Source organism: Jatrophihabitans cynanchi (genome assembly GCF_027247405.1).
GTDB classification, from domain to species: domain Bacteria; phylum Actinomycetota; class Actinomycetes; order Mycobacteriales; family Jatrophihabitantaceae; genus Jatrophihabitans_B; species Jatrophihabitans_B cynanchi.
In genome coordinates this window covers 660774-684843 of the sequence record NZ_CP097463.1, presented here as the reverse complement: position 1 = coordinate 684843, position 24070 = coordinate 660774, and the positions used below count along the sequence as shown (strand labels likewise).

Annotated in this window: 18 protein-coding genes and 1 tRNA gene; 12 read left to right on the top strand and 7 right to left on the bottom strand. The window is 69.9% G+C overall.

The window, feature by feature from the left end; translation table 11 throughout:
* Positions 1 to 124: 124 nt before the first annotated feature.
* From M6B22_RS03280 to M6B22_RS03270, 3 genes are read left to right on the top strand one after another with little or no spacing between them, the layout of a single operon-like run.
* Entirely contained in the window at positions 125 to 1480 is a 1356-nt protein-coding gene (locus M6B22_RS03280; RefSeq protein ID WP_269444347.1) for an ammonium transporter, read from the top strand.
* Positions 1477 to 1815, top strand: coding sequence for a P-II family nitrogen regulator (locus M6B22_RS03275; protein WP_269444346.1), 339 nt, complete (start codon positions 1477 to 1479; stop codon positions 1813 to 1815). Before M6B22_RS03280 ends, M6B22_RS03275 begins: the two co-directional genes overlap by 4 nt.
* Positions 1790 to 4090, top strand: coding sequence for a [protein-PII] uridylyltransferase (locus tag M6B22_RS03270; RefSeq protein WP_269444345.1), 2301 nt, complete (start codon positions 1790 to 1792; stop codon positions 4088 to 4090). Before M6B22_RS03275 ends, M6B22_RS03270 begins: the two co-directional genes overlap by 26 nt.
* 1 nt (position 4091) lies before the next feature.
* Here the strand turns inward: M6B22_RS03270 and M6B22_RS03265 are convergent, their stop codons facing one another.
* A complete protein-coding gene (locus M6B22_RS03265; protein WP_269444344.1) occupies positions 4092 to 5468 on the bottom strand; it encodes an FAD-binding oxidoreductase in 1377 nt (458 codons plus the stop codon).
* A 271-nt stretch (positions 5469 to 5739) separates the two neighbouring features.
* Here M6B22_RS03265 and gltB point away from each other — a divergent pair, with 271 nt between their 5' ends.
* The 3 genes from gltB (at position 5740) to M6B22_RS03250 (ending at position 12677) form a co-directional block, all read left to right on the top strand.
* The gene (gltB, locus tag M6B22_RS03260) at positions 5740 to 10236 is read left to right on the top strand and encodes a glutamate synthase large subunit (RefSeq protein ID WP_407935630.1); all 4497 of its coding nucleotides are present in this window, start codon (positions 5740 to 5742) and stop codon (positions 10234 to 10236) included.
* An 88-nt stretch (positions 10237 to 10324) separates the two neighbouring features.
* A complete protein-coding gene (gene pyk / locus M6B22_RS03255; RefSeq protein WP_269444342.1) occupies positions 10325 to 11755 on the top strand; it encodes a pyruvate kinase in 1431 nt (476 codons plus the stop codon).
* Positions 11745 to 12677, top strand: a complete 933-nt coding sequence (locus tag M6B22_RS03250; protein WP_269444341.1) for an acyl-CoA thioesterase — start codon at positions 11745 to 11747, stop codon at positions 12675 to 12677. Before pyk ends, M6B22_RS03250 begins: the two co-directional genes overlap by 11 nt.
* Before the next feature lie 253 nt (positions 12678 to 12930).
* Here the strand turns inward: M6B22_RS03250 and M6B22_RS03245 are convergent, their stop codons facing one another.
* From M6B22_RS03245 to M6B22_RS03220, 6 genes are all read right to left on the bottom strand, one after another.
* Positions 12931 to 14334, bottom strand: coding sequence for an aminotransferase class V-fold PLP-dependent enzyme (locus M6B22_RS03245; RefSeq protein WP_407935629.1), 1404 nt, complete (start codon positions 14332 to 14334; stop codon positions 12931 to 12933).
* 25 nt (positions 14335 to 14359) lie between these two features.
* Positions 14360 to 14770: a carboxymuconolactone decarboxylase family protein gene (locus M6B22_RS03240; RefSeq protein WP_407935628.1), complete on the bottom strand. Its 411-nt coding sequence runs from the start codon at positions 14768 to 14770 to the stop codon at positions 14360 to 14362.
* An 88-nt stretch (positions 14771 to 14858) separates the two neighbouring features.
* Complete coding sequence (locus M6B22_RS03235; protein ID WP_269444338.1) at positions 14859 to 15716, bottom strand: ABC transporter ATP-binding protein; 858 nt, start codon at positions 15714 to 15716, stop codon at positions 14859 to 14861.
* Positions 15709 to 16584, bottom strand: coding sequence for an ABC transporter permease (locus M6B22_RS03230; RefSeq protein WP_269444337.1), 876 nt, complete (start codon positions 16582 to 16584; stop codon positions 15709 to 15711). Before M6B22_RS03230 ends, M6B22_RS03235 begins: the two co-directional genes overlap by 8 nt.
* Positions 16585 to 16604: 20 nt before the next feature.
* Positions 16605 to 17387: a helix-turn-helix domain-containing protein gene (locus M6B22_RS03225; protein ID WP_269444336.1), complete on the bottom strand. Its 783-nt coding sequence runs from the start codon at positions 17385 to 17387 to the stop codon at positions 16605 to 16607.
* A 97-nt stretch (positions 17388 to 17484) separates the two neighbouring features.
* A tRNA-Leu gene (locus tag M6B22_RS03220) sits at positions 17485 to 17558 on the bottom strand.
* A 104-nt stretch (positions 17559 to 17662) separates the two neighbouring features.
* Between M6B22_RS03220 and M6B22_RS03215 the strand changes: the two genes are divergently transcribed.
* The 6 genes from M6B22_RS03215 (at position 17663) to M6B22_RS03190 (ending at position 24047) form a co-directional block, all read left to right on the top strand.
* Positions 17663 to 18262 (top strand): ANTAR domain-containing response regulator, encoded by a 600-nt coding sequence (locus tag M6B22_RS03215; RefSeq protein ID WP_269444335.1) that lies wholly within the window; start codon positions 17663 to 17665, stop codon positions 18260 to 18262.
* A 191-nt stretch (positions 18263 to 18453) separates the two neighbouring features.
* Entirely contained in the window at positions 18454 to 19698 is a 1245-nt protein-coding gene (locus tag M6B22_RS03210) for a branched-chain amino acid ABC transporter substrate-binding protein (RefSeq protein WP_269444334.1), read from the top strand.
* A gap of 96 nt (positions 19699 to 19794) precedes the next feature.
* Positions 19795 to 20805, top strand: coding sequence for a branched-chain amino acid ABC transporter permease (locus M6B22_RS03205; RefSeq protein ID WP_269444333.1), 1011 nt, complete (start codon positions 19795 to 19797; stop codon positions 20803 to 20805).
* A gap of 410 nt (positions 20806 to 21215) precedes the next feature.
* Positions 21216 to 22466, top strand: a complete 1251-nt coding sequence (locus M6B22_RS03200) for a branched-chain amino acid ABC transporter permease (protein ID WP_407935627.1) — start codon at positions 21216 to 21218, stop codon at positions 22464 to 22466.
* A gap of 2 nt (positions 22467 to 22468) precedes the next feature.
* Positions 22469 to 23335, top strand: coding sequence for an ABC transporter ATP-binding protein (locus tag M6B22_RS03195; protein WP_269444331.1), 867 nt, complete (start codon positions 22469 to 22471; stop codon positions 23333 to 23335).
* Positions 23322 to 24047, top strand: coding sequence for an ABC transporter ATP-binding protein (locus M6B22_RS03190; protein WP_269444330.1), 726 nt, complete (start codon positions 23322 to 23324; stop codon positions 24045 to 24047). Before M6B22_RS03195 ends, M6B22_RS03190 begins: the two co-directional genes overlap by 14 nt.
* Positions 24048 to 24070: the final 23 nt, after the last annotated feature.

Here is a 24070-nt window from a genome sequence, read left to right as displayed (position 1 = left end):
CGACGCTATCGGTTACACGCCGGAAACACGCGGCGGCGCTTTGACGAAACAGGCCGCCGCCAGTCTTGCCCCAGCGCGAACTGCTCGCGCCGCGATCTTCGACCACCCGAAAGGAGCCGAACGCATGCCAGATCTGAACACGGGTAACACCGCGTGGATGCTGGTGTCTGCGGCGCTCGTGCTGCTGATGACACCCGGCCTGGCGTTCTTCTACGGCGGCCTGGTCCGCTCCAAGAGCGTGCTGAACATGCTGATGATGAGCTTCATCTGCCTGGCGACCGTGCCCGTGCTGTGGCTCGCGTTCGGGTACGCGTTCGCGTTCGGTACCGCGCACGCGAGCATCATCGGCTGGGACAACGAGCTGGCCGGTCTGGGCAACCATTCGGCGGTGCTGACCGCGGTCAACGGCGCGGGCGTGCCGGTCCTGGTGTTCGCGGCGTTCCAGTTGATGTTCGCGGTGATCACCCCGGCGCTGGTGTCCGGCGCGGTCGCCGACCGGATCAAGTTCTGGGGCTGGACCGTGTTCGTGCTCGTCTGGGTCAGCCTGGTGTACTTCCCCGTCGCGAACTGGGTGTTCGGCACCGGCTGGATCCTGAACAAGCTGCACGTGGAGGACTTCGCCGGTGGCACGGCCGTGCACATCAACGCCGGCTCCGCCGCGCTCGCGCTCGCCCTCGTCGCCGGCCGGCGGGTCGGCTGGCGGCGCGATCCGATGAAGCCGCACAACGTGCCGTTCGTGCTGCTCGGCGCGAGCCTGTTGTGGTTCGGCTGGTTCGGCTTCAACGCCGGTTCCGAGGGCGCCGCCGACGGCGTGGCAGGGCTCGCCTTCATGACCACGACGGTCGCCACCGCCACCGCGGTGCTCGGCTGGCTGCTGGTCGAGCAGCTGCGCGACGGGCGGCCGACCACGGTGGGCGCGGCGTCAGGCGCGGTCGCCGGCCTTGTCGCGATCACGCCGGGCTGCGCGTTCGTCAGCCCGCTCGGCGGTGCGGCGATCGGCTTCATCGCCGGCCTGCTGTGCGCGCTGGCGGTCGGGTTGAAGTACCGGTTCGGCTTCGACGACTCGCTCGACGTCGTCGGCGTCCACCTCGTGGGCGGGCTGGCCGGCACCGTCCTGATCGGCTTCTTCGGCTTCGACGGCGGTGCGGCGGCGGTCGGCTACGTCGACTCCGCCGGCAATCCGGTGTACCAGCGCGGTCTGCTGTACGGCGGGGACGCCTCGCTGCTGGGCAAGCAGGTGCTCGCGGCGGCAAGCGTGATGGCGTACTCGTTCGTGATCGCCTACCTGATCGCCACCGTGCTCAAGCGCGCCGGTGCGTTCCGGGTCAGCGCCGAGGTCGAGATCGCGGGCATCGACGAGCACGAGCACGCCGAGACCGCCTACAACTTCTCCTCGGTGCTCGGCGGCGGGCTCAGCGGTGTGGGATCGTCCGGTGCACACGCGCCGGCGCGGTCGGCAATCGAGAGGGTGGACGCATGAAGTCGGTCGTCGCGGTCATCAAGCCGTTCAAGCTGGACGACGTGAAGGCGGCCTTGGAGGTGCTCGGCATCCAGGGCCTGACGGTCAGCGAGGCGCAGGGCTTCGGGCGCCAGCGCGGGCACACCGAGGTCTACCGCGGCGCCGAGTACGTCGTGGACCTGGTGCCCAAGGTGCGGGTCGAGGTACTGGTCGATGACGCCGACGCGGTGGCGGTGGTCGATGCGATCGTCGAGGCCGCGCGCACCGGGAAGATCGGCGACGGCAAGGTGTGGGTCACCCCGGTGGACACGCTGGTCCGGGTGCGCACGGGTGAGCGCGACGCCGACGCCGTCTGAGTCACTGGGCGAGGTCCGGGCCGGCGTGCTGCGCCGGCCCGGACTCGTCGGCGTCCGGCTGCGAGCGGCGCTGGCCGATGCGTACGACGACTGGCTGCGCACCATGCTGGCGGACCTGCCGCTGCCCTACGGTGGCGTTGCGCTCGCCGCGATCGGCAGCCTGGGCCGGCGCGAAGTGGTGCCGGGCTCGGACCTGGACCTGCTGCTGTTGCACGACGGACGGGTGGGCGGGCTGCCCGATCTTGCCGAGCGCATCTGGTACCCGATCTGGGACAGCGGCGTCGGGCTGGACCACTCGGTGCGCACCGCGGACGAGGCGGTCAAGGTGGCCCGCACCGACCTGAAGGCCCTGCTCGGCATGCTCGCCCTCCGGCATGTGGCGGGGGAGGAGGCGCTCACCGCCGCCGTCCGCACGCGGGTGCTGGACGCCTGGCGGGCGAGCGCGCCGACCCGCGTGGGCGAACTGCGTGAGCAGGCGGACGGGCGCGCCGCTCTCGGCGGCGAGGCCGCCTTCTTGCTCGAACCCGATCTGAAGGACTCGCGCGGCGGGCTGCGCGACGGGCAGGCGCTGCAGGCGCTCGCGCTCGCCCAGCTCGTGGATGTCTCGGACGCTGCCCGCGAGGCGCACACGACGCTGCTCGACGTCCGCGGCGAGCTGCATCGCCGCGCCGGCCGCGCCGACGACGTGCTGCGCCTGCAGGAACAGGACGGCGTGGGCGAGGCGCTCGGGCTCGGCGCGGCGTCCGGTGAGGAGGTGCTGCGGCGGGTGAACAGGGCCGCGCGAGTACTCGCGCACAGCCTGGACGCCGCCCTCGTCCGGTCCCAGCCACTGCCGCGCCGCAGGTTCGGCCGGGCGCCCCGTGCGCCGAGCCGGGTCGGGCTGGCCCGCGACGTCGTCGCGCAGGACGGCGAGGTGGTACTGGCTCGCGACGCCAAACCCGCGACCGACCCAGGGCTGGTGCTGCGGGCGGCGCGGGCCGCAGCAGAGGCCACGCTGCCCCTGTCCGAGTTCACGCTCGGCCGGCTGGCCACCGAGACGCCGGCGCCGCCCGAGCCGTGGCCGGACCAGCTGCGCGCGGACTTCCTTGCCCTGCTCGGCACCGGCCCGGCGGCCGTCCCGGTGCTCGAGTCGCTCGACCTGGCCGGGCTGCTCGAACCGCTCGTGCCGGAGTGGTCGGCGGTGCGGTTCCGGGCCCAGCACAATCCGCTGCACCGGTTCACCGTCGATCGGCACCTGCTGGAGACGGCGGCGCGGGCCGCAGCACTGACCCGTTCGGTGTCGCGCCCGGACCTGCTGCTGGTGGGCGCGCTGCTGCACGACATCGGCAAGGGCCGGCCGGGTGATCACTCGGCCGCGGGTGCCGAACTGGCCACGACGATCGCGCTGCGGATGGGTTTCGCCGCGGCGGACGTCGCGGTGATCGCCGCGCTGGCCCGCCATCACCTGCTGCTGCCGGACACGGCGACCCGCCGCGACCTGGACGACCCGGCGACGCTCGGCATCGTCACCGCCGCGGTAGCCGGGTCGGCCGGGTTGCTGGACCTGCTGCACGCGCTGGCGATCGCCGATGCCGCGGCCACCGGCCCCGCGGCCTGGAGCGACTGGAAGGCCGGGCTGGTCGCGGACCTGGTGCGCCGCGCCCACGCCGTCCTCCGCGGTGCACCACCGGAGCCGGTCGCCGAGCTCGACGATGAGCGGCGCGCGCTGGCCGAAGCCGGCGAATTGGCGGTGCTGGTGCGCCCGTCCGAGGTGGTCGTCGCGGCCGCGGACGGGGTCGGCGTGCTGTACCGCACGGCCGGGGTGCTCGCGCTGCACCTGCTCGACGTGCGGTCCGCCTCGATCCGCACCCACGCGGGGATGGCGGTGAACACGTTCGCGGTGGAACCGCGCTTCGGGACGATGCCCGAAGCGAGCCGGGTGCGCGCCGAGCTGACGCGCGTCCTGTCCGGGGACACCGGGCTGGCCGAGCGGCTCAGGGTCAAGGAGCGTTCCTACGCCAGGCCGGCGGCCGCCGCGCGGCCCGCGCCGACCGTGCACTGGTTCGACGACGAGGCGACCGACGCCACCGTGCTGGAGTACCGCGCCGACGACTCGCTCGGGCTGCTGTGCCGCGTGACCGCGGCCCTGGAACGCTGCCAGCTGGATGTGCGGTCGGCGCGGGTGTCCTCGCTCGCCGGCGCGGTGGTGGACGCGTTCTACGTGACGACGCGGGACGGCGCCCCGGTACCGCGAGAACGCCGTCCCGACATCGAGGCCGAACTGCTGCGGGCCTGACTCAGCTCGCCGGGCTGATCGCGTGGCCGAACCGGAACGTGTTGCCCGGGTCGTACCTGCCCTTCACCCGGCGCAGCCGCGCGTACTGCTCCGGTGCCCAGGCGCGTGCCCGGTCGGGCTCGTCGCCCGGGTGCCCGTGCAGGTTCACGAAGGTGCGGCCCGTGGTGTGCGGCGCCAGTGCGGCGCTCAGCCCGGCGAGCGCGGGCTGCACCGCGCCGGCTGCAGGGCCGGCCAGCATCCCGACGGCGGTCAGGGAGAACGCCGCCTCGCGCGCACCGACCGCGTCCTCGAGCTTCGGTTGCCGCGCCAGGGCGGCACCGAGGTGGCGCACCTCGACGAGAAGCAGCGGGCACTGGGACTGCGGCCCCGCCTGGGCGACGAGCGTGTCGATCGTCGCCCGGTCCAGCTCGGCGAGCAGGCCGCCCGTCTCGGTGAACGGCACTGGATGATCCGGGTCCTGGTGGATCAGGTCGAGTTCCTGGTACGGCAGCTCGTGCAACATCTCGATGACAGCGGGCGCGCAGCTGCGCATCGGCTCGACGAGCCGCTCGCCCTCGGCCGGGTCGCCCGGGTAGCAGATCCGCAGGTGCATGGTGAACTGCCCGCGCAGCGGTGCCGGGATCTCCGGGAACGGCGGGAGGCGCAGGAACGCCAGCGAACTGCACAGCTCGTCCGGGACGGTTCGCACCCACTCGGCGTACGCGGCCATAACGGTCGCGGCGTCCTCGCCGCGGAAGAAGATGCCGCCGCCGTACACCCGGGCAAGTGGCAGCAGCTCGAAGGTCATCGACGTGACGATGCCGGCGTTTCCGCCGCCGCCACGCAACGCCCAGAACAGCTCCGGCTCGTGCTCGGCGTCGACGTAACGGATCACGCCGTCCGCGGTCACCACCTGGAGCGAGCGCACCCGCTCGGCGGCGAAACCGAACGCCCGGCCCAGCACCGGCAGCCCGCCGCCGACGGTGAACCCGACGACCCCGACGTCCGAGGTCGAGCCGCACAACCCGGCGAGCCCGTGTTCGGCGGCCGCGTCCAGCACGGCGCGCCACTTCACGCCGGCCCCGACCGTGGCGGTGCGCGCCCCCGGGTCGATCGCGAACGTGTCCATGCCGCTGGTGTTGATCAGCATGCAGCGCTCGAACGACTGGTGCGCCCCGTGCCCGGTCGCCTGTACCGCGACGGGCAGCCCGGCGCCGCTCGCATACCGGACCGCCGCGGCCACGTCCTCGGCGCACCGGGCGGCGACGACCACCGGTGCGCGGTGCGTCACCGCCAGGTTGAAGCCGGCCACCGCGTCCGGGTAGCCGTCGTCGCCGGGCAGCAGCATGCGGCCCCGCAGTGCCATCGGCAGGTCTGCCAGCGTGTCGACGTACGTCATCGTCTCCTCCGTCCTGCCGTGGTCCTGGCCACGGCAATCCCGTCAGAGGATGCGCCGGGCGGCGCGTTGATACATCGCTCATCTGCGCCAACCGGCTGTGCGGGCGGGCTCACAGTCAACCCGGTGGGGCCCGCGGGCCGGCTGGCGGTAATCTTCAAGGCGCTGCACGGGCCGACGCTGTCCCGGTCCGGATACCCACATATCGGTCATCCGGTTGTCCGCGATCGTCGTACTAGTTCGTACCAAGTCGTACTAGGGAGCTCCGTTGCGCATCCCCTTCTCCGCCGTGCCCGACGCTCAAGGGCTGTACGACCCGCGGTTCGAGTCCGACTCGTGCGGGGTCGCGTTCGTCGCCGACCTGCACGGACGGCCCGATCACGCGATCATCGCCCACGCGCTGACCGCGCTGCACAACCTCGATCACCGCGGCGCGGCCGGTGCCGAACCGTCCTCGGGTGACGGGGCAGGCATCACCGTGCAGGTGCCCGACGCGTTCTTGCGCGCGGTCGTCGACTTCGACCTGCCCCCGGTGGGCGAGTACGCGGTCGGCATCGCGTTCCTGCCCACCGACGCGCGGGCCGCGCGGGCCGCGGTCGAGCTGGTGGAGCGGACGGCCGCCGAGGAGGGCCTGAGCGTGCTCGGCTGGCGCGATGTCCCGACCAGCCCGGACGGGCTCGGGCCCACCGCGCGCAGCGTGATGCCGGCGTTCGCGCAGGTGTTTCTCGGCGGCGCGAACGGGCTCGACCTGGAGCGGCGGGCGTTCGCCACCCGCAAGGTCGCCGAGCACCGGGCGCGCGACGAGGAGCTCGAGCTGTACTTCCCGTCGCTGTCCGGGCGCACCCTGGTCTACAAGGGGATGTTCACCACCGACCAGCTCGGCACGTTCTTCCCGGACCTCACCGACGAACGCTTCGCGAGCGCGATCGGCCTGGTGCACAGCCGGTTCTCCACCAACACGTTCCCGTCGTGGCCACTCGCGCACCCGTACCGGTACATCGCGCACAACGGCGAGATCAACACGATCCGCGGCAACCGCAACTGGATGGCGACCCGGCAGGCACTGCTCGAATCCGACCTGATCCCCGGTGACCTCAAGCGGCTGTTCCCGATCTGCACGCCCGCGTTCAGCGACTCGGCCAGCTTCGACGAGGTGCTCGAACTGTTGCACCTGTCGGGACGCAGCCTGCCGCACGCGGTGCTGATGATGATCCCGGAGGCGTGGGAGAACAACCCCACGATGGACCGGCAGCGGCGCGCGTTCTACGAGTTCCACGCGTCACTGATGGAGCCCTGGGACGGGCCGGCCTGCGTCAACTTCACCGACGGCACCATCATCGGAGCGGTGCTGGACCGCAACGGGTTGCGGCCCGGGCGGTGGTGGCACACGTCCGACGGGCTGGTCGTGCTCGGCAGCGAGTCGGGTGTGCTCGAGCTGGATCCGGCCACGATCGTGGCGAAGGGGCGGCTGCAACCGGGACGGATGTTCCTGGTCGACACGGCTCGCGGCGAGATTCGCGCCGACGCCGACATCAAGGCAGAGCTCGCGGCCGAGCACCCGTACGGCGAGTGGCTGCACGCCGGCCTGGTTCAGCTGGACGATCTGCCCGAGCGCGAGCACGTGACGTTCAGCCACGAGTCGGTGACCCGCCGCCAGCAGATCTTCGGCTACAGCGAGGAGGAGCTGCGGGTGCTGATCGCGCCGATGGCGCGCGAGGCGGCCGAGCCGATCGGGTCGATGGGCACGGACACCCCGCTGGCGGCGCTGTCGCAACGTCCGCGGCTGCTGTTCGACTACTTCTCCGAGCTGTTCGCCCAGGTGACCAACCCGCCACTGGACGCGATCCGCGAGCAGATGGTCACCTCGGTGGCCGGGACGGTCGGGCCCGAGCAGAACCTGCTGACGCCCGGCCCGGCGTCCTGCCGGCAGATCGTGATCCCGCGCCCGGTGATCAACAATGACGAGCTGGCCAAGATCTGGCACGTGAACGCCGACGGCGACATGCCCGGCTTCGCCTGCCAGCTGATCGACGGACGGTTCCGGGTGCACGGCGGCGGCGAGGCGTTGACGGCGGCGATCGAGCGGGTCCGGCGCGAGTGTTCGGAGGCGGTGGCCGCCGGCGCGCGGATCCTGATCCTGTCCGACCGCGACTGCGATGCCGACCACGCGCCGATCCCCGCGTTGCTGCTCACCTCGGCGGTGCACCAGCACCTGGTGCGGACCGGGCAGCGTACCCAGGTGGGGCTGGTGGTCGAGACCGGCGAGGCGCGCGAGGTGCACCACATCGCGCTGCTGATCGGCTACGGCGCCGCAGCCGTCAACCCGTACCTGGCGTTCGAGTCGATCGACGACCTGGTCGCGAACGGTGCGATTGCCGAGCTCACCGCTGAGACGGCGATCGTCAACTACATCAAGGCGTTGAGCAAGGGCGTGCTCAAGGTGATGTCCAAGATGGGCATCTCGACGATCGCGTCGTACACCGGCGCGCAGGTCTTCGAGGCGTTCGGCATCGCGCAGCCGGTGCTGGACGAGTACTTCGGCGGGACGCCCTCGCGGCTCGGCGGCGTGGATCTGGCCGTGCTCGCCGAGGAGGCTGCGGCGCGGCACGCGACCGCGTACCCGCTCGTGCCTACCGCGAAAGCGCATCGTCGGCTGGAGGTGGGCGGCGAGTACCAGTGGCGGCGCGAGGGTGAGCTGCACCTGTTCAACCCGGAGACGGTGTTCTTGCTGCAGCACGCGACGCGGCAGCGGCGCTACGAGGTGTTCCGCGAGTACACCGAGAAGGTCGAGGCCCTGAACCGGACCGGCGGCACGCTGCGTGGGCTGTTCGAGTTCGCCTCGGACCGCGAGCCGATCCCGGTCGAGGAGGTCGAGCCGGTCGAGTCGATCGTCACCCGGTTCGCCACCGGCGCGATGAGCTACGGCTCGATCTCGGCGGAGGCGCACGAGACGCTGGCCATCGCGATGAACCGCCTCGGCGGCAAGTCGAACTCGGGGGAGGGCGGCGAGGACGCCGAGCGCTACACGCCCGACGCGAACGGCGATTCACGCCGCTCGGCCGTCAAGCAGGTGGCGTCCGGCCGCTTCGGCGTGACCTCGCACTACCTCGTCAACGCCGACGACATCCAGATCAAGGTGGCCCAGGGCGCCAAGCCGGGGGAGGGCGGCCAGCTGCCCGGCTACAAGGTGTATCCGTGGATCGCGCGCACCCGGCACTCGACGCCCGGAGTGGGCCTGATCAGCCCGCCACCGCACCACGACATCTACTCGATCGAGGACCTCGCCCAGCTGATCCACGACCTGAAGAACGCGAACGCGCAGGCACGCGTGCACGTGAAGCTGGTCGCCGAGTCCGGGGTCGGCACGGTCGCCGCGGGCGTGTCCAAGGCGCACGCCGACGTCGTCCTCATCTCCGGACACGACGGCGGGACCGGGGCCGCGCCGCTGACCTCGCTCAAGCACGCGGGCCTGCCGTGGGAACTCGGCCTGGCCGAGACGCAGCAGACGCTGCTGCTGAACGGGCTGCGCGACCGGATCACCGTGCAGGTCGACGGTGCGATGAAGACGGGACGTGACGTGGTGATCGCCGCGCTGCTCGGCGCCGAGGAGTACGGGTTCGCCACCGCGCCCCTGATCGTGTCCGGCTGCGTGATGATGCGGGTCTGCCACCTGGACACCTGCCCGGTCGGCGTCGCGACACAGAATCCGGTGCTGCGCGAACGGTTCACCGGCAAGCCGGAGTTCGTCGTCACGTTCTTCGAGTACCTGGCCGAGCAGGTCCGCGAGATCCTCGCCTCGCTCGGTTTCCGCTCGTTGCAGGAGGCGATCGGGCACGTCGAGGTGCTCGACGCGCGCAAGGCGATCGAACTGTGGAAGACGGACGGGCTGGACCTCACCCCACTGCTCGCGGTTCCGCAGTCGCCCTACGGCAACGCGCTGACCAAGACCCGCGAGCAGGACCACGCGCTCGACGCCGCGCTGGACAACACGCTCGTGCAGCTGTGCGAGGGGGCGCTGCTCGACGCGGTGCCGGTCAAGCTGGAACTGCCGGTGCGCAACGTGAACCGCACCGTCGGGACCATGCTCGGTTCGCTGGTCACCCGACGCTACGGGGCGGCAGGGTTGCCGGACGGCACGATCGACGTCACGTTCCGCGGTTCGGCGGGGCAGTCGTTCGGCGCGTTCCTTCCGCGCGGGATCACGCTGCGGCTCTTCGGCGACGCGAACGACTACGTCGGGAAGGGTTTGTCCGGCGGGGTCATCGCGGTGCGCCCGGACGACCGGGCGCGGTTCGTGGCCGAGCAGAACGTCATCGCCGGCAACGTGATCGGCTACGGCGCGACGAGCGGCCGGCTGTTCCTGCGTGGCGTGGTCGGCGAGCGGTTCGGGGTGCGCAACTCCGGCGCCGACCTGGTCTGCGAGGGCGCCGGTGACCATGCGGCCGAGTACATGACCGGCGGCACCGCCGTGATCCTCGGACCCACCGGACGCAACGTCGCGGCCGGGATGTCCGGCGGTTACGCGTTCGTGCTCGACCTGGACGCCTCGCGGGTGAACGCCGAGCTGGTCGACGTCGGGCCGGTGAGCGAGGACGCCGCCGAGCGGTTGCGTGCTCTCCTCGCGGCGCACGCGGCGCACACCGGGTCCGCGGTCGCGGCCGCGCTGCTCGCCGACTGGCCCAGGGCGCTCGGCCGGTTCACCGCGCTCGTGCCGCGCGAGTTCCAGCGGATCCTCGAAGCGGCCGGCGGATCCGCCCGTCCACCCCGTTGAGTGGCGACTTTGCGGTTCAGTGGCGACCTATAGCCCGCCACTCAACCCGTAACCCGCCACTCAACAGGCGAAGCCCTAGGCTGAATGTGTGAACCGCCGCGCGAAGATCGTCTGCACCCTGGGCCCGGCTACCGACACCCCCGAACGCGGCCGCGCGCTCGTCGAGGCCGGGATGGACGTCGCCCGGCTCAACTTCAGCCACGGCGTGCACGCTGACCACGGGCGGCGCTACCACGAGATCCGCCAGGCCGCCGAGGTCGCGGGCCGCAACGTGGCCGTGCTCGCCGACCTGCAGGGCCCCAAGATCCGCCTCGGCACGTTCGCCGACGGTCCCGTCGAGTGGGCTACCGGCGAGCGGGTCCGGATCACCGTCGAGGACGTCGAGGGCACCCACGACCGGGTGTCCACCACGTACAAGCAGCTCGCCGCGGACGTCCGGCCCGGTGACAAGCTGCTGGTCGACGACGGCAACATCGCGCTGGTCGCCGTCGAGATCGAGAACGGCACCGACGTGGTGTGCGACGTGACCGAGGGTGGCAAGGTCAGCAACAACAAGGGACTCTCGCTGCCCGGCGTCGACGTCAGCGTGCCGGCGATGTCGGACAAGGACGCCGAGGACCTGGAGTTCGCGCTGCGCCTGGGCGTCGACTACATCGCACTCTCGTTCGTCCGGCACGCCGAGGACATCAAGCTGGTGCACCAGGTCATGGACCGGGTCGGCGTCCGGCGTCCGGTCATCGCCAAGATCGAGAAGCCCGAGGCCGTCGACCGGCTCGAGGAGATCGTGCTCGCGTTCGACGGCATCATGGTCGCGCGCGGCGACCTCGGCGTCGAGATGCCGCTCGAGCAGGTGCCGGTCGTGCAGAAGCAGGCGATCCAGATCTGCCGCGACAACGCCAAGCCGGTGATCGTCGCGACGCAGATGCTCGAGTCCATGATCAGCCACTCCCGCCCGACACGGGCCGAGGCCTCCGACGTCGCGAACGCAGTCGTCGACGGCGCGGACGCGGTCATGCTCTCGGGCGAGACCAGCGTCGGCAAGTACCCGGTGCAGGCGGTCGCGACGATGAGCCGCATCATCACCTCGGTCGAGGCGTCGGGCCTGCGGGTGGGCGCACTCAAGCACAACCCGCGCACCCCGGGCGGCGCGATCGCCAAGGCAGCGCGGGACATCGGCGACGCTCTCGGTGCGGTCGCACTGGTCGCGTTCACCCAGACGGGCGACACCGCGCGGCGGCTGTCCCGCTTGCAACCGCGCCAGCAGCTGCTCGTGTTCACGCCGGTCGAGCAGGTGCAGCGGCAGATGGCGTTGCTGTGGGGGGCCGAGGCCCACTTGGTGTGGACGGTGAAGACCACCGATGACATGGTGCGCCAGGTGGACTCCGCACTGCTCAACCGGCGGGTGTGCCGTCCGCACGACCTGGTCGTCGTGGTCGCCGGAACCCCGCCGGCAACGCCCGGGGCGACGAACACGATCCGGGTGCACCACATCGGCGACGTGCTGCGCCATGACCTCTGAGCCCCGCCGCCACGCTGGTCCGGCCGACGACCTCGGCACCGATTACGCCCCGTGCTTTGACGAGGTCGGGCAGGTCGCCGTCGACGGACTGGTGCGCCTGCTCGACCTGGAGCGGATCGAGGAGAACATCTTTCGCGGTGACAGCTCGCGCACTCGCTGGCAGCGCGCGTTCGGCGGCCAGGTCGCCGGGCAGGCGCTCGTCGCGGCCGGTCGCACCGTTGATCCCGACCGGCACGTCCACTCGCTGCACTCCTACTTCATCCGCCCGGGCGACTCGAACGCGCCGATCGTGTACGAGGTCGATCGGGTGCGCGACGGGCGCTCGTTCAGCACCCGCCGCGTCACCGCGATCCAGTTCGGCCGGGCGATCTTCGCGCTCTCGGCGTCCTTCCAGCTGGAACAGCCGGGACTCGAGCACGGCTCGCCGATGCCGGCCGCACCGCCGCCGCAGTCGCTGCCGACGTTCGAGCAGCGTTACGAGCGTGCGGACAAGGAACTCGCCGACTACTACCGCACCAACCCGCGACCGATCGATCTGCGCTACGTGGACGACCCGCCCTGGCAGTACGCCGATCCGCAGCCGCGCGAGGGGATCAACCGGGTCTGGATGCGGGCGAACGGCCGGCTTCCGGACGACCCGCTGCTGCACGTCTGCGTGCTGACCTTCGCCTCGGACCTGACGCTGCTCGACTCGGTCCTGGTGCGGCACGGACTGGTCGCCGGCCAGCAGGTGAAGGCGATGGCCTCGCTCGATCACGCGATGTGGTTCCAGCGCCGGTTCCGCGCGGACGAGTGGATCCTCTACGTCTCCGAGTCACCGACCGCTTCCGGCGGGCGCGGGCTCGCGTCCGGTCGTTTCTTCGACCAGTCCGGACAGCACCTGGTCAGCGTCGTGCAAGAGGGCATGGTCCGGATCTCGTAGTCGCCGTTGCGTGGTCGGCTTGGTCCTGGCGCACTCTGTCATGCGATTGGGGTGTCCTGACCCCTCGATTGCATAAGCCTCCGCGGCAGATAGCCCCGACATGGACAAGCGAGCTCCGGCTGGTTGCGGCATCGAGTGACCAGAGCGTCACGAGCGTGGCGGTCAGCGCAAGAACGGGGCATCGTGACCGCGGCACGTCCGGGGAGCGCGATCGCTCTTCGCGCCCCGAGAACGTCGATGCAGATCCAGTGAGCTACGGCGAGGACAGCAGTTGCCACGCGGCCTGAACGTGCCGGCTCTCGGTGAGGGTGCCGCCGATCGCCATGCGCAGCGCCACCTTTCCGTCGACGACTGTGTGGGTCAGGTACAGCTCGCCCGAGGAGTTGACCCGCTCCATCAGCGCACGCGTCGCCTCGTCGCCGGCGCGCAACCGGAATGTCACCAGCGCAAGGGGGTGTGGCGCGAGCAGTTCGAAGCGATCGTCGGCCGCGACCCACGACGCGAACTCCTGCGCCAGCGCGACGTGGCCTCGGACGTGTTCGCGCAACCCCTCGGCGCCGTACCAGCGAATGACCGCCCACAGTTTGAGCGCGCGGAACCGCCGGCCCAGCGGTACGTGCCAGTCGCGATAGTCGATCACCGCGCCGGACTCGGTCGCGGCATTGCGCAGGTACTCGGGCAGGATCGACAGCGCGCCGACCAGCGCGGCTCGATCGGCAACCCAGAACGCGTCGCAGTCGAAGTTGGTCAGCAGCCACTTGTGCGGGTTGGTGCAGTACGAATCGGCCCGTCCCACACCGTCGTTGATCCAGCGGAACTCCGGCGCTACCGCCGCCACCCCGGCCCAGGCGGCGTCCACGTGCAGCCACGCCCCGTGCTGATGCGCGATGTCGGCCAACTCGCCGACCGGATCGATCGCGCCCGTGCCGGTCGCCCCGATCGACGCGACCACCAGCGCCGGGGTGACCCCGCGCCGCACGTCCGTCTCGATCGCCTCGCGCAGCAACGTCGGCTGCACGGCAAGCGTCGCGGGATCGACAGGGATCTTGCGTAGCGCGTCGGCGCCGAGACCGGCGACCCGACAGGCCTTCTCGACGGACGAATGCGTCTGCTCCGAGGTGTAGACGGCGTACCGTCCGCTGCCGACCCCCTCACGCTCGGTGCGGCCGCCACTCACCCGATGCAGCGCGGCGATCAGGGCGACGAGCGCGGCATCGGACGCCGAGTGCTGGATGACCCCGCCTCCCGAGCCCGAGGAACGGAACGTCGACGGCAGGTCGAGCAGGGTGGCGAACCAGTCCAGGACGTGTGTCTCCAACTCGGTCGCGGACGGAGACGTCGCCCAGAGCATGCCCTGCACGCCCAGCCCGGACGCCAGCAGGTCGCCGAGGATCGCAGGCCCGCTTGCGTTGGCGGGAAAGAATCCGAAGAACGACGGGTGCTGCCAGTGCGTGATCCCGGGGAGCAGCACGTCGTCCAGGTCACGCAGCACGGCCTCGAACGGCTCGCCGTGCTCGGGCGGGTCGGACGGCAACGCGGCGCGGATGTCGCCGGGCGCGACCTGCGAGAGCACGGGCAGCGACTCGACATTCTCGTAGTAGTCGGCGATCCAGTCGATGACCTCACGGCCGTAGCGCCGGAACTCGTCAGGCGTCATATGGGCGGTCACGGCACCGTCCTCGTCAGCTCTGGTACCGGCTGACGTAGCCGCCGATCGGGGGACGCTGGGCGATCATGAGCCGGTTCCAACTGTTGATCACGACGATCGCGATGAGGATCTTGCCGACCGTCTCCTCGTCGAAATGCCGGCGCAACTCGTCGAACGCGGCGTCCGGGATCTCGCCGCGCTCGAGCGTGGTCACGGCTTCGGTGAACGCCAGCGTCGCCCGCTCGGCAGGAGTGAAGAACGGCGTCTCGCGCCACGCGTCGAGTGCGTAGATCCGTTGCTCGGTCTCACCGAGTGCCCGCGCATCCTTGGTGTGCATGTCCAGGCAGAACGCGCAGCTGTTCAGCTGCGACGCGCGAATCTTGATCAGCTCTGCCAGCAGCGGGTCGAGGCCGCTGGAGTGGCTGCGAGCGTTGAAGGCCATCATCGCCTTCAGCCCGTCGGGGTAGGAGTCGGCCAGGGAGTAGCGCGTTGTGTCGGTCACGCTCAGGACGATAACCCGCGGCGGAATGGGATCAGATGGAGCTCTCCTGGTCCGCGTCGCTCATCGCGGTGGCGTTGCCGCGCAGCACCGCGAGGCGCTCGGCCAGTGCTTCAGGGTCGTGCCTCTCCTCGTACGCGTCGACCACCGCGTTGGCCTCGCCGTCGACGACGATCTTGCCCTCCTCGAGCCAGATCGCGCGGTCGCAGGACTGACGCACCACCCCGAGGCCGTGGCTGACCAGGAACACGGTTCCGGCCTGCTCGCGCAGCTCACGGATCCGCGCCTCGCTGCGGCGCCGGAACTGGGCGTCGCCCGTGGCGAGCGCCTCGTCGATCAGCAGGATGTCGTGGGTGCGGGTCGCGGCGATCGCGAAACGCAGCCGCGAGCCCATCCCGGAGGAGTACGTGCTCATCGGCAGCGAGATGAACTCGCCGATCCCGGCGAACTCGCAGATCTGCTCGTACTGTTCGGCGATCTCCGACGGTTTCATCCCCAGCGCAAGACAGCCCAGGACGACGTTGCGCTCGCCCGTCATGTCACTCATCATCGCCGCCGAGATGCCGAGCAACGACGGTTGACCCTGCGTGTAGATCGCTCCGGAGGCCGGTGGCATCAGCCCGGCGATGGCGCGCAGCAAGGTCGACTTGCCCGATCCGTTCGGACCGATCAGGCCGATCGCCTCGCCGCGGTAGGCGGTGAAGCTGACTCCGCGCACGGCATGCACCTGGCGCATTCCCGGCAGCGATTCGCGCAGGATCATGCGGCGCAGCGCGGCCGGCGCGCCGCCCTTGCCGGACTTTCCGATGATCTTGTAAACCAGGTGTACGTCGTCGACCACCACGGTCGGTTCGGCGGTGGCGCGCACCGCAGCGATGTTCGCCTCAGACACGTCCGTACTCCTCCTCGCCCTGCCAGAAGATGAGATAGCCCGCGCCGAGTGCGACGATGGCCCAGCCGATCGCGAGCGGCCAGGTGTACGGGTGCACCGGATTGTTCGTGAGCAGTGCGTTCCGCGCCACGTTCACGTAGACCGCTCCCGGGTTGACCTCGAGCACGGTCTTCACCCAGTGCGGGCGGCCTTTGGTGAACTCCGTGATGCTGTACATGACGCCCGAGGTGTACATCCACACGCGCGTGATGAACGGCAGCATCTGCGAGGTGTCCGGCACCCGCGCGCCGAGCCGGGCGAACAGGAACGCCAGGCCGAGCGAGAACGCTGCCTGCAGCCCGACGGCCGGGATCAGCAGGAACCAGCGCAGCGACAGCGGTTCGCCGGTGAGCAGCACGACCGGAACCATGATCACCATCGACGACACCAGCTGCTGAAGAGCGGTCAGTGTCGTCGACACGGGCAGCACCGCGCGTGGGAAGTGCAGTGACCGGGTAAGGCCGAGGTTGCCGCTGATCGCCCGGGCTCCGGCCGTGAGCGAACCGCTGGTGAAGCTGAAGACGAACAGCCCGATCGTCAGGAACGCGATGAAGTTGTCCACGCCGCGCTTGGTGTGCAGCAGCACGCCGAAGATGAGGTAGTAGACCGCCACGTTGAGCAGCGGCGTCAGCAGTTGCCAGGCCTGGCCGAGGAAGCTGCGGGAGAAGCCGACCGCGTTGCTGGCGGTGGAGAACTCGGTGATGAAGTGACGCCGGGCCCACAGCTGGCGCGTGTAGGTACCCAGTGGCAGCCGGGCCCCGGCGCGCTGCAGCCCGTAGCGGGCTACGAGTGCCGCCACCTCGTCTGAGCTGTGCGCGGTACTGGTCACCGATTCCTCCTGGGCCGTGGTCACGCGTGGGTTGCGAGTCGGTCGCGCAGTTGGCGGATGAACCGCTGCTGGGCGCGGTTCAGTCTGTCGGACAGCAGTTTGTCCATGAGCGCGATGTCCACCAGCGGCGCGTCGGTGCGCGAACCGGGCAGCACCGCGGCCACCGCCTCGACGAGCGCGTTGATCTCGGCGTCGGTCGCCTTGTTGGTCAGCGCGCGGAACCGCTGCCGCAGCGCCCCGAGGGTAACGAGAGCGGCCGGGTCGGCGAGCAGTCCGCTCGCCTCGTCCAGGACACCCGGCATGCCCTGTGGGTGAAGCGCGTCCAGCAGCGCCGCGGCCCAACCTTCGCCGACGCGCAGTTCGTCGGACGGGCCGAGCAGCCCGTGCCCGCGCAACGCCTGGGTCAACGTCCGCACCGGCTGCTCGAACGTCTCGGAGTCCGCAAGCGCACGCAGCCGGTCGCGGGTGGCGGTCAACTGCCCGATCTCGGAGTCGATCTCATCGGCCAGCGCGCGCAGGGCCGCCGGCAGGGACTCGTCATCGGTACCGGCATGCGCCATCTGCTCGGCGATCTGCGGGATCGGCATACCGACCGCCCGCAGCCGGACGACGCGCACCAAGGCCACCACGTCCTTGCCGCCGTACCGGCGGTAGCCGGAGCCGTCCCGTGCGGGCTCGGGAAGCAGTCCGATTGCGTGGTAGTGCCGCACCGCGCGGGGGCTGACGCCCGCGAGGCCGGCCAGCTCACCGATGGAGAGCCGGCCCGGCGGGTCGCTGGGCAGTTCACTACGCACGTACCTCACTGAACACCTTGACGTTACGTCAAGGTCAACCGCCCTCAGCCGCGGCACCGCGCGGAGTGCGCAGGCTCACAGCCGGCGCCGCCGAACGGTTGCGCGGTGCCCCCGGTGGGATTCGAACCCACACTCGATGGTGTTTGAGACCATTTCCTCTGCCAGTTGGGATACAGGGGCGTGCGGCAATCGTAGCCAAGATAGGCTGGGGTCCTGCGCCGAGCGCGCAAGATTGGCTTTCGATCCGAGAGGGACGCACCGTGGCTGCCGCCGATGTCAGTCCGATGCCTGACGCTACGGATGCGCCGGCGCGGCGGGTCGTGATCGCCGAGGACGAGGCGCTGATCCGTCTCGATCTGCGCGAAATGCTGCGCGAAGAGGGTTTCGACGTCGTCGGTGAGGCGGGCGACGGCGAGCAGGCGGTCGTGCTCGCGAACGAACTGCTTCCCGACCTGGTTATCTGCGACATCAAGATGCCCAAGATGGACGGGATCACGGCGGCGGCCCAGATCGTGGGCAAGCGTGTCGCGCCGGTGGTGATGCTCACCGCGTTCAGCCAGCGCGATCTGATCGAGCGGGCACGTGACGCGGGCGCGATGGCCTACCTGATCAAGCCGTTCGAGAAGCGCGACCTGCTGCCCGCCATCGAGATGGCCATGTCGCGATTCGCGGAGATCAAGGCGCTGGAGGCCGAGGTCACCGGGCTTCGCGAGCGGCTCGAGGCGCGCAAGCTGATCGAACGGGCCAAGGGCGCGTTGATGACCAAGCACGAACTGACCGAACCCGAGGCCTTCCGCTGGATTCAGCGCGCGGCGATGGACAACCGCACCTCGATGCGCGCTGTGGCCGAACTCGTGCTCGGCGGCGACGACCAGCCGGCCTGAGCGACGTCGGCCATAACTGTCCGGTATTCCCGCAAATCGGGCCTGTCGTGGTTGAGATTTGGTCACGACCCGGCCGCCGCGGGGGGCGAGGCGTACCGCGATGTGGACACGTGCACTAACGTGCGGCTGGTCACAGGACGGATCATGGCGTCCCAAACACGTCCTACAAGGACCTCAATGGAGGCAATGCAGTGCGTAATCGTTCACTGACCGCAGCCGCGGTGCTTCTCACAGCCGGTGCATTGGCACTTTCCGGCTGCGCGAGCAAGGGCAAGAAGAACGACACCAACCCGCCACCGGCGAACACGGCGGCCAACACCTCGCCCGCCTCGACCCAGAGCAGCAGCCCGGCAGCGCAGCTGAACCCGGTGCTGCCCGCCGGCGACGGCAGTGGCAAGTGCAGCGGCGTGTCCATCGCCTACATCGGCGCGCTGACCGGGGCGAACGCCGCCCTCGGTATCGCGATCAGCAATGCCGCCGCACTGGCCGTCGACCAGCACAACAAGGCCAACGCCGGCTGCCAGGTCACCTTCAAGAAGTTCGACTCGCAGGGTGACCCGTCGGTCGCGCCGGGCGTCTCGACCCAGGCGATCAACGAGAAGGACATCATCGGCGTCGTCGGCCTGCCGTTCTCCGGCGAGTCGAAGGCTGTCGGTGCCGCATTCAACTCGGCCGGCCTGGTGACGGTCTCGCCGTCGGCCACCAACCCGGATCTGTCCAAGAACGGCTGGAAGACCTTCCACCGCGTGCTGGGCAACGACGCCTCGCAGGGCCCGGCGGCCGCGAAGTTCATCACCGACACGCTCAAGGCCAAGAAGGTCTGCGTGATCGAGGATGACTCCGACTACGGCAAGGGCCTGGCCGCGTCGATCGAGTCCGCGCTCGGGAGCGCGGTGACCTGCAAGGACGACGTCAAGACCGGCCAGAAGGACTTCTCGGCCACCGTCAACAAGGTCGTCCAGGCAGCGCCGGACGCGCTGTTCTACTCCGGTTACTACGCCGAGGGCGGCCCGTTCGCCCAGCAGCTGCACGGTGCGGGCTACACCGGCAAGTTCGTCGCGCCTGACGGCGTGAAGGACCCGCAGTTCATCAAGCTGGCCGGCCAGGCAGCGGCGCAGGGTGCCTACTTCACCTGCCCGTGCGTCCCGGCTGACGCGAGCAAGGAGTTCGCCGCGCAGTACAAGGCGAAGTACGGCACCGACCCGCAGACCTACTCGGCCGAGTCGTACGACGCCGCGACGATCCTGCTCAGCGGCATCGACCACGGCAACGACACCCGCGCAAAGCTGCTGGACTGGGTGAACGCCTACGACGCCGACGGCATCACCAAGCACATCAAGTTCGACAGCACGGGTGAGCTCGCCGGCCAGCCGGCGATCTGGTCCTACGTCGTACAGGGCGACGCGATCGTGAAGTACCAGCAGATCGGCGGCTGACACCGCTCTTCACGAACAACTGTGACGTCACCGGCCCGGGCGGCCCAACAGGCCGCCCGGGCCGGAACGTGACCGAGGAAAGGACGCCCACCCTCCGTGTCCACGCTCCACCTGGCGAGCAACACAGTGCTGGCCGAGAACTGGATCCATTTCGACACGCACAGCCTGGGACAGCTGTTCTGGGTCGACACCCTGTCCGGGCTGACGTACGGCGCGATCTACGCGCTCATCGCGCTCGGTTACACCCTGGTGTACGGCTTGCTCAAACTGATCAACTTCGCGCACTCCGAGGTGTTCATCGCAGGCGCGTTCGCGGCGTACTTCACCCTCAAGGCCTGCGGCTTCTCGCCGGGAGCGATCTACTCCACCACGACGATCGCAGTCATCGGGTTCATGCTGCTCGCCACTCTGGTGGCGGCCGTAGTCTCATCCGGCGTCGCACTCGCCGTCGAGCGGGTCGCGTACAAGCCGCTTCGGGCGCGGGGCGCTCCCTCGTTGGTCTTCCTCATCACCGCGATCGGCGCTTCGCTGACGATCCAGCAGATCTTCTTCGTCTGGCGCGGTGCCAATGCCGAGCCGTCGATCCTTCTCGTGCTCAAAGAGCCTGAACTACAGGTCTTCTCGGCGCAGGCCAACAACCAGCAGATCATCATCGTCGTCGCGGCGATCGTGTTGATGGTGCTCATCGACGGATTCATCAACCGGACGCGCGTCGGCCGCGGCATTCGCGCCGTCGCGCAGGATCCCACGACCGCGACGCTGATGGGCGTGAACCGCGAGCGGGTGATCATGCAGACGTTCATGATCGGCGGGGTCGCCGCGGGCATCGCCGCGAGCCTCTACATCATGTACATCCCGACAGGTGTCATCTACAACGGCGGCTTCATCCTCGGCATCAAGGCATTCGCCGCGGCCGTGCTGGGCGGGATCGGCAACCTGCGGGGTGCACTGGTCGGTGGGCTTATCCTCGGTCTCGCCGAGATCTACGGGCAGACCCTGTTCGGCAGCGGCTGGCGAGACGTCGTGGCGTATGTACTGCTGATCGCGGTGCTGCTGATCCGGCCCACCGGGATCCTCGGCGAGTCGCTCGGGAAGGCACGCGCATGAGCGAGACGAAGGCGACGGCTGTCGTCGAGCGGCCGGAGGACACGCCGGTCGAACGACCTGGTGCCGTCCTGGTCGCCGCGGTCCTGGCAGCAGTGCTCGCCGTGTTGCTCGTTGCCGCCGCCGTCGGACTCGCGTTCGACCTCGGGCCGGCCAGCGAGTTCCATGACGCGGCGAAGGCACGCTCGCTCGGCGGCTCGGGCAATGTGATCGCCGGCGTGCTGCTGGACCTGATCGCCGCCGCCGCGCTGGCGTTCGCCGGCGTGCTCGCCGCGCAGAGCCGGGTGCGCTCGCGACGCTGGCTGCTCGGCGGAGCGGCGCTCACGGTCGGCATCAGCGTCGTCTGGCTGCTGATGCAGCAGAAGTCCTCGACCGTCGTCTGGGCGTGCATCTTCGCGGCGCTCGCGCTGGCGATGCTGACGTTCGCGCTGTTGCCGGCGTCGACGACCTGGTTCGGCCCGGAGGTCACCGCCCCGCCGCGGCGAGTGGTCAGCTTCCGCGCGCGGTGGAACAGCCTGAGCCGGCAACAGCAGTGGCTCTGGTCGATCATCGCGATCGCGGTGCTGGTGATCCTGCCGTACATCAGTTCGGACTTCCCGTTGCTCGGCCTGATCAACACCGAGCCCGGCACCGACTTCCCGATCTCGCTGTTCAACGCCGCGCGCACCGCGCTCATCGCGATCGGCCTGAACGTCGTCGTCGGCCAGGCCGGCCTGCTGGACCTCGGTTACGTCGGCTTCTTCGCGATCGGTGCCTACGTCGTCGCGCTGTTCACCAGTTCGGACTCCACGGTCCGGGTGTTCACTGACCCCAATTCACCGTGGGCCTGGCTGATCTGCGTACCGATCGCGATGGCGATCACGATGGTGTCCGGGCTGATCCTCGGAGCGCCGACGCTGCGCCTGCGGGGCGACTACCTGGCGATCGTCACGCTCGGCTTCGGTGAGATCGTGCGGCTGCTGGCCGACAATGTGACGCCGCTGCGCGGCAACATCGGCTTCCAGAACCTGGCCCGGCCGCCGGGTCACCATGCGGACGGGACTGCGGTCTTCTCACAGACCGACGGCAAGCCGTGGTACTGGCTCACCATCGGGCTGATCGTCGTCGTGCTGATCTTCGTCGGCAACCTGGAACGAAGCCGGGTCGGCCGCGCCTGGGTAGCGATCCGAGAGGACGAGGACGCCGCCGAGATCATGGGCGTGCCGACGTTCCGCTTCAAGCTCTGGGCGTTCGTCATCGGTGCGGCGATCGGCGGGCTGTCCGGCGCGCTGTTCGCCGGTCAGATCGGGTTCGTCAACAACCAGCGGTTCGACCCGGTCACGTCCATCCTGTTCCTGGCCGCCGTCGTGCTGGGCGGCGCGGGCAACAAGGTGGGTGTCATCGTCGGTGCCTTCCTGATCTCGTACATCCCGGACCGGTTCACCTCGATCTCGGAGTACAAGTTCCTGATCTTCGGCATCGCGCTGATCGTGCTCATGTTGTTCCGGCCGCAGGGCCTGCTCGGTGCGCGGCAGCGGCTGCTGACGTACGGTCGCCAGGCGTATCAGCGACTCACCGGCGGGCCGGAGCGGCTGGACACCGGCACCGGGGCTTTCGCCACGGGGGTCGCGTCCGGGGCGATGTCCGCCGAACCGGTACCCGACGCGCGGGCGGGGGAGGCGTAGCGATGACTGATCCGAAGCACACCGTCGAGGGGCTGTCACCCGACGCGGTCATCGAGCAGGTCGAGCAGCACCGCGACATCCACACCGGCGTCGGCGAGACGCTGATGTCGATGCAGGAGGTGACCCTGCGCTTCGGTGGCCTGACAGCGCTGGACAGCGTCAGCTTCGACATCAAGCGTGGCGAGATCCTCGGCCTGATCGGCCCGAACGGTGCCGGCAAGACGACCTGCTTCAACGCGATGACCGGCGTCTACCGGCCGACGTCGGGCACGATCACCTTCGACGGCACCGTGCTCAAACGCCAGCGGCGGTACCAGATCACCCGGCTGGGCATCGCCCGGACCTTCCAGAACATCAGGCTGTTCGCGGAGATGACGGCGCTGGAGAACGTGGTCGTCGGGTTGGACGCCCGGCACCGCACCAGCGTTCCCGGGGCGCTTGTCCGCACTCCGCGACACTTCCACGAGGAGAAGTCGGCAGTCGATCAGGCCATGGCGCTGCTCGCCTTCGTCGGCATCGCCGACCGCGCCGCGGACAAGGCTCGCAACCTGCCCTACGGCTACCAGCGGAGGCTGGAGATCGCCCGAGCTCTGGGCACCGAGCCGAAACTGCTCTGCCTGGACGAGCCGGCGGCCGGCTTCAACCCGGCCGAGAAGGACGAGCTGATGGGGCTCATCCGGCAGATCCGCGACGAGGGCTACACGGTCCTGCTGATCGAGCACGACATGCGCCTGGTGATGGGCCTGACCGACCGCATCGTGGTGCTGGAGTTCGGCAACAAGATCGCCGAGGGCAAGCCGGAACAGATTCGCGACGATCCGGCCGTCGTGGCGGCCTACCTGGGGGTTCCCGACGATGGCGCTGCTTGAGCTCGACGACGTCTCGGTCAACTACGGGCGCATCCGTGCCCTGCACGACATCAGCATCGCGGTCGAAGAGGGCGAGATCGTCACGCTGATCGGCGCGAACGGTGCCGGCAAGACGACCACGATGCGGGCGATCTCCGGCATCCGGCCGCTGTCCACCGGCCGGATCAGTTTCGCCGGGGACGACATCACCAAGCTGCGCGCCGACCTGCGCGTGGTACGCGGCATCTGCCAGGCGCCCGAGGGTCGTGGTGTGTTCCCCGGCATGACCGTCCTGGAGAACCTGGACATGGGCGCCTACGCCCGCAAGGACCGCAAGAACCTGCCGGCCGAGCTCGAGCACGTCTTCGAGCTGTTTCCCCGGCTGAAGGAGCGGCGTACCCAGGTCGCGGGCACGATGTCCGGCGGCGAGCAGCAGATGCTCGCGATCGGCCGCGCCCTGATGTCCAAGCCGCGCGTGCTGCTGCTGGACGAGCCGTCGATGGGGCTGGCGCCACAGTTCATCGCGCAGATCTTCTCGATCATCGGCGAGATCAACCGGGCGGGCGTGACCGTTCTGCTGGTGGAGCAGAACGCATCCAAGGCACTCAACCTGGCACACCGCGGCTACGTGCTGGAGACCGGCAGCGTCGTGCTCAGCGGCACCGGGCAGGAGTTGCTGAACGACGACCGGGTCCGCGCCGTCTACCTCGGCGGGGAGGTCGCGGCATCTTAGCCAGGGCAGCGCCCGCGCGGGAA

What these genes read in the sequence shown, in the direction of transcription:
- M6B22_RS03280 (WP_269444347.1), top strand. Translation starts at nt 125, where the DNA reads ATGCCAGATCTGAACACGGGTAACACCGCGTGGATGCTGGTGTCTGCG.
- M6B22_RS03275 (WP_269444346.1), top strand. Translation starts at nt 1,477, where the DNA reads ATGAAGTCGGTCGTCGCGGTCATCAAGCCGTTCAAGCTGGACGACGTG.
- M6B22_RS03265 (WP_269444344.1), bottom strand. Translation starts at nt 5,468, where the DNA reads ATGACGTACGTCGACACGCTGGCAGACCTGCCGATGGCACTGCGGGGC.
- M6B22_RS03250 (WP_269444341.1), top strand. Translation starts at nt 11,745, where the DNA reads ATGACCTCTGAGCCCCGCCGCCACGCTGGTCCGGCCGACGACCTCGGC.
- M6B22_RS03245 (WP_407935629.1), bottom strand. Translation starts at nt 14,334, where the DNA reads ATGACGCCTGACGAGTTCCGGCGCTACGGCCGTGAGGTCATCGACTGG.
- M6B22_RS03240 (WP_407935628.1), bottom strand. Translation starts at nt 14,770, where the DNA reads ATGATGGCCTTCAACGCTCGCAGCCACTCCAGCGGCCTCGACCCGCTG.
- M6B22_RS03215 (WP_269444335.1), top strand. Translation starts at nt 17,663, where the DNA reads ATGCCTGACGCTACGGATGCGCCGGCGCGGCGGGTCGTGATCGCCGAG.
- M6B22_RS03200 (WP_407935627.1), top strand. Translation starts at nt 21,216, where the DNA reads ATGCTGACGTTCGCGCTGTTGCCGGCGTCGACGACCTGGTTCGGCCCG.
- M6B22_RS03195 (WP_269444331.1), top strand. Translation starts at nt 22,469, where the DNA reads ATGACTGATCCGAAGCACACCGTCGAGGGGCTGTCACCCGACGCGGTC.
- M6B22_RS03190 (WP_269444330.1), top strand. Translation starts at nt 23,322, where the DNA reads ATGGCGCTGCTTGAGCTCGACGACGTCTCGGTCAACTACGGGCGCATC.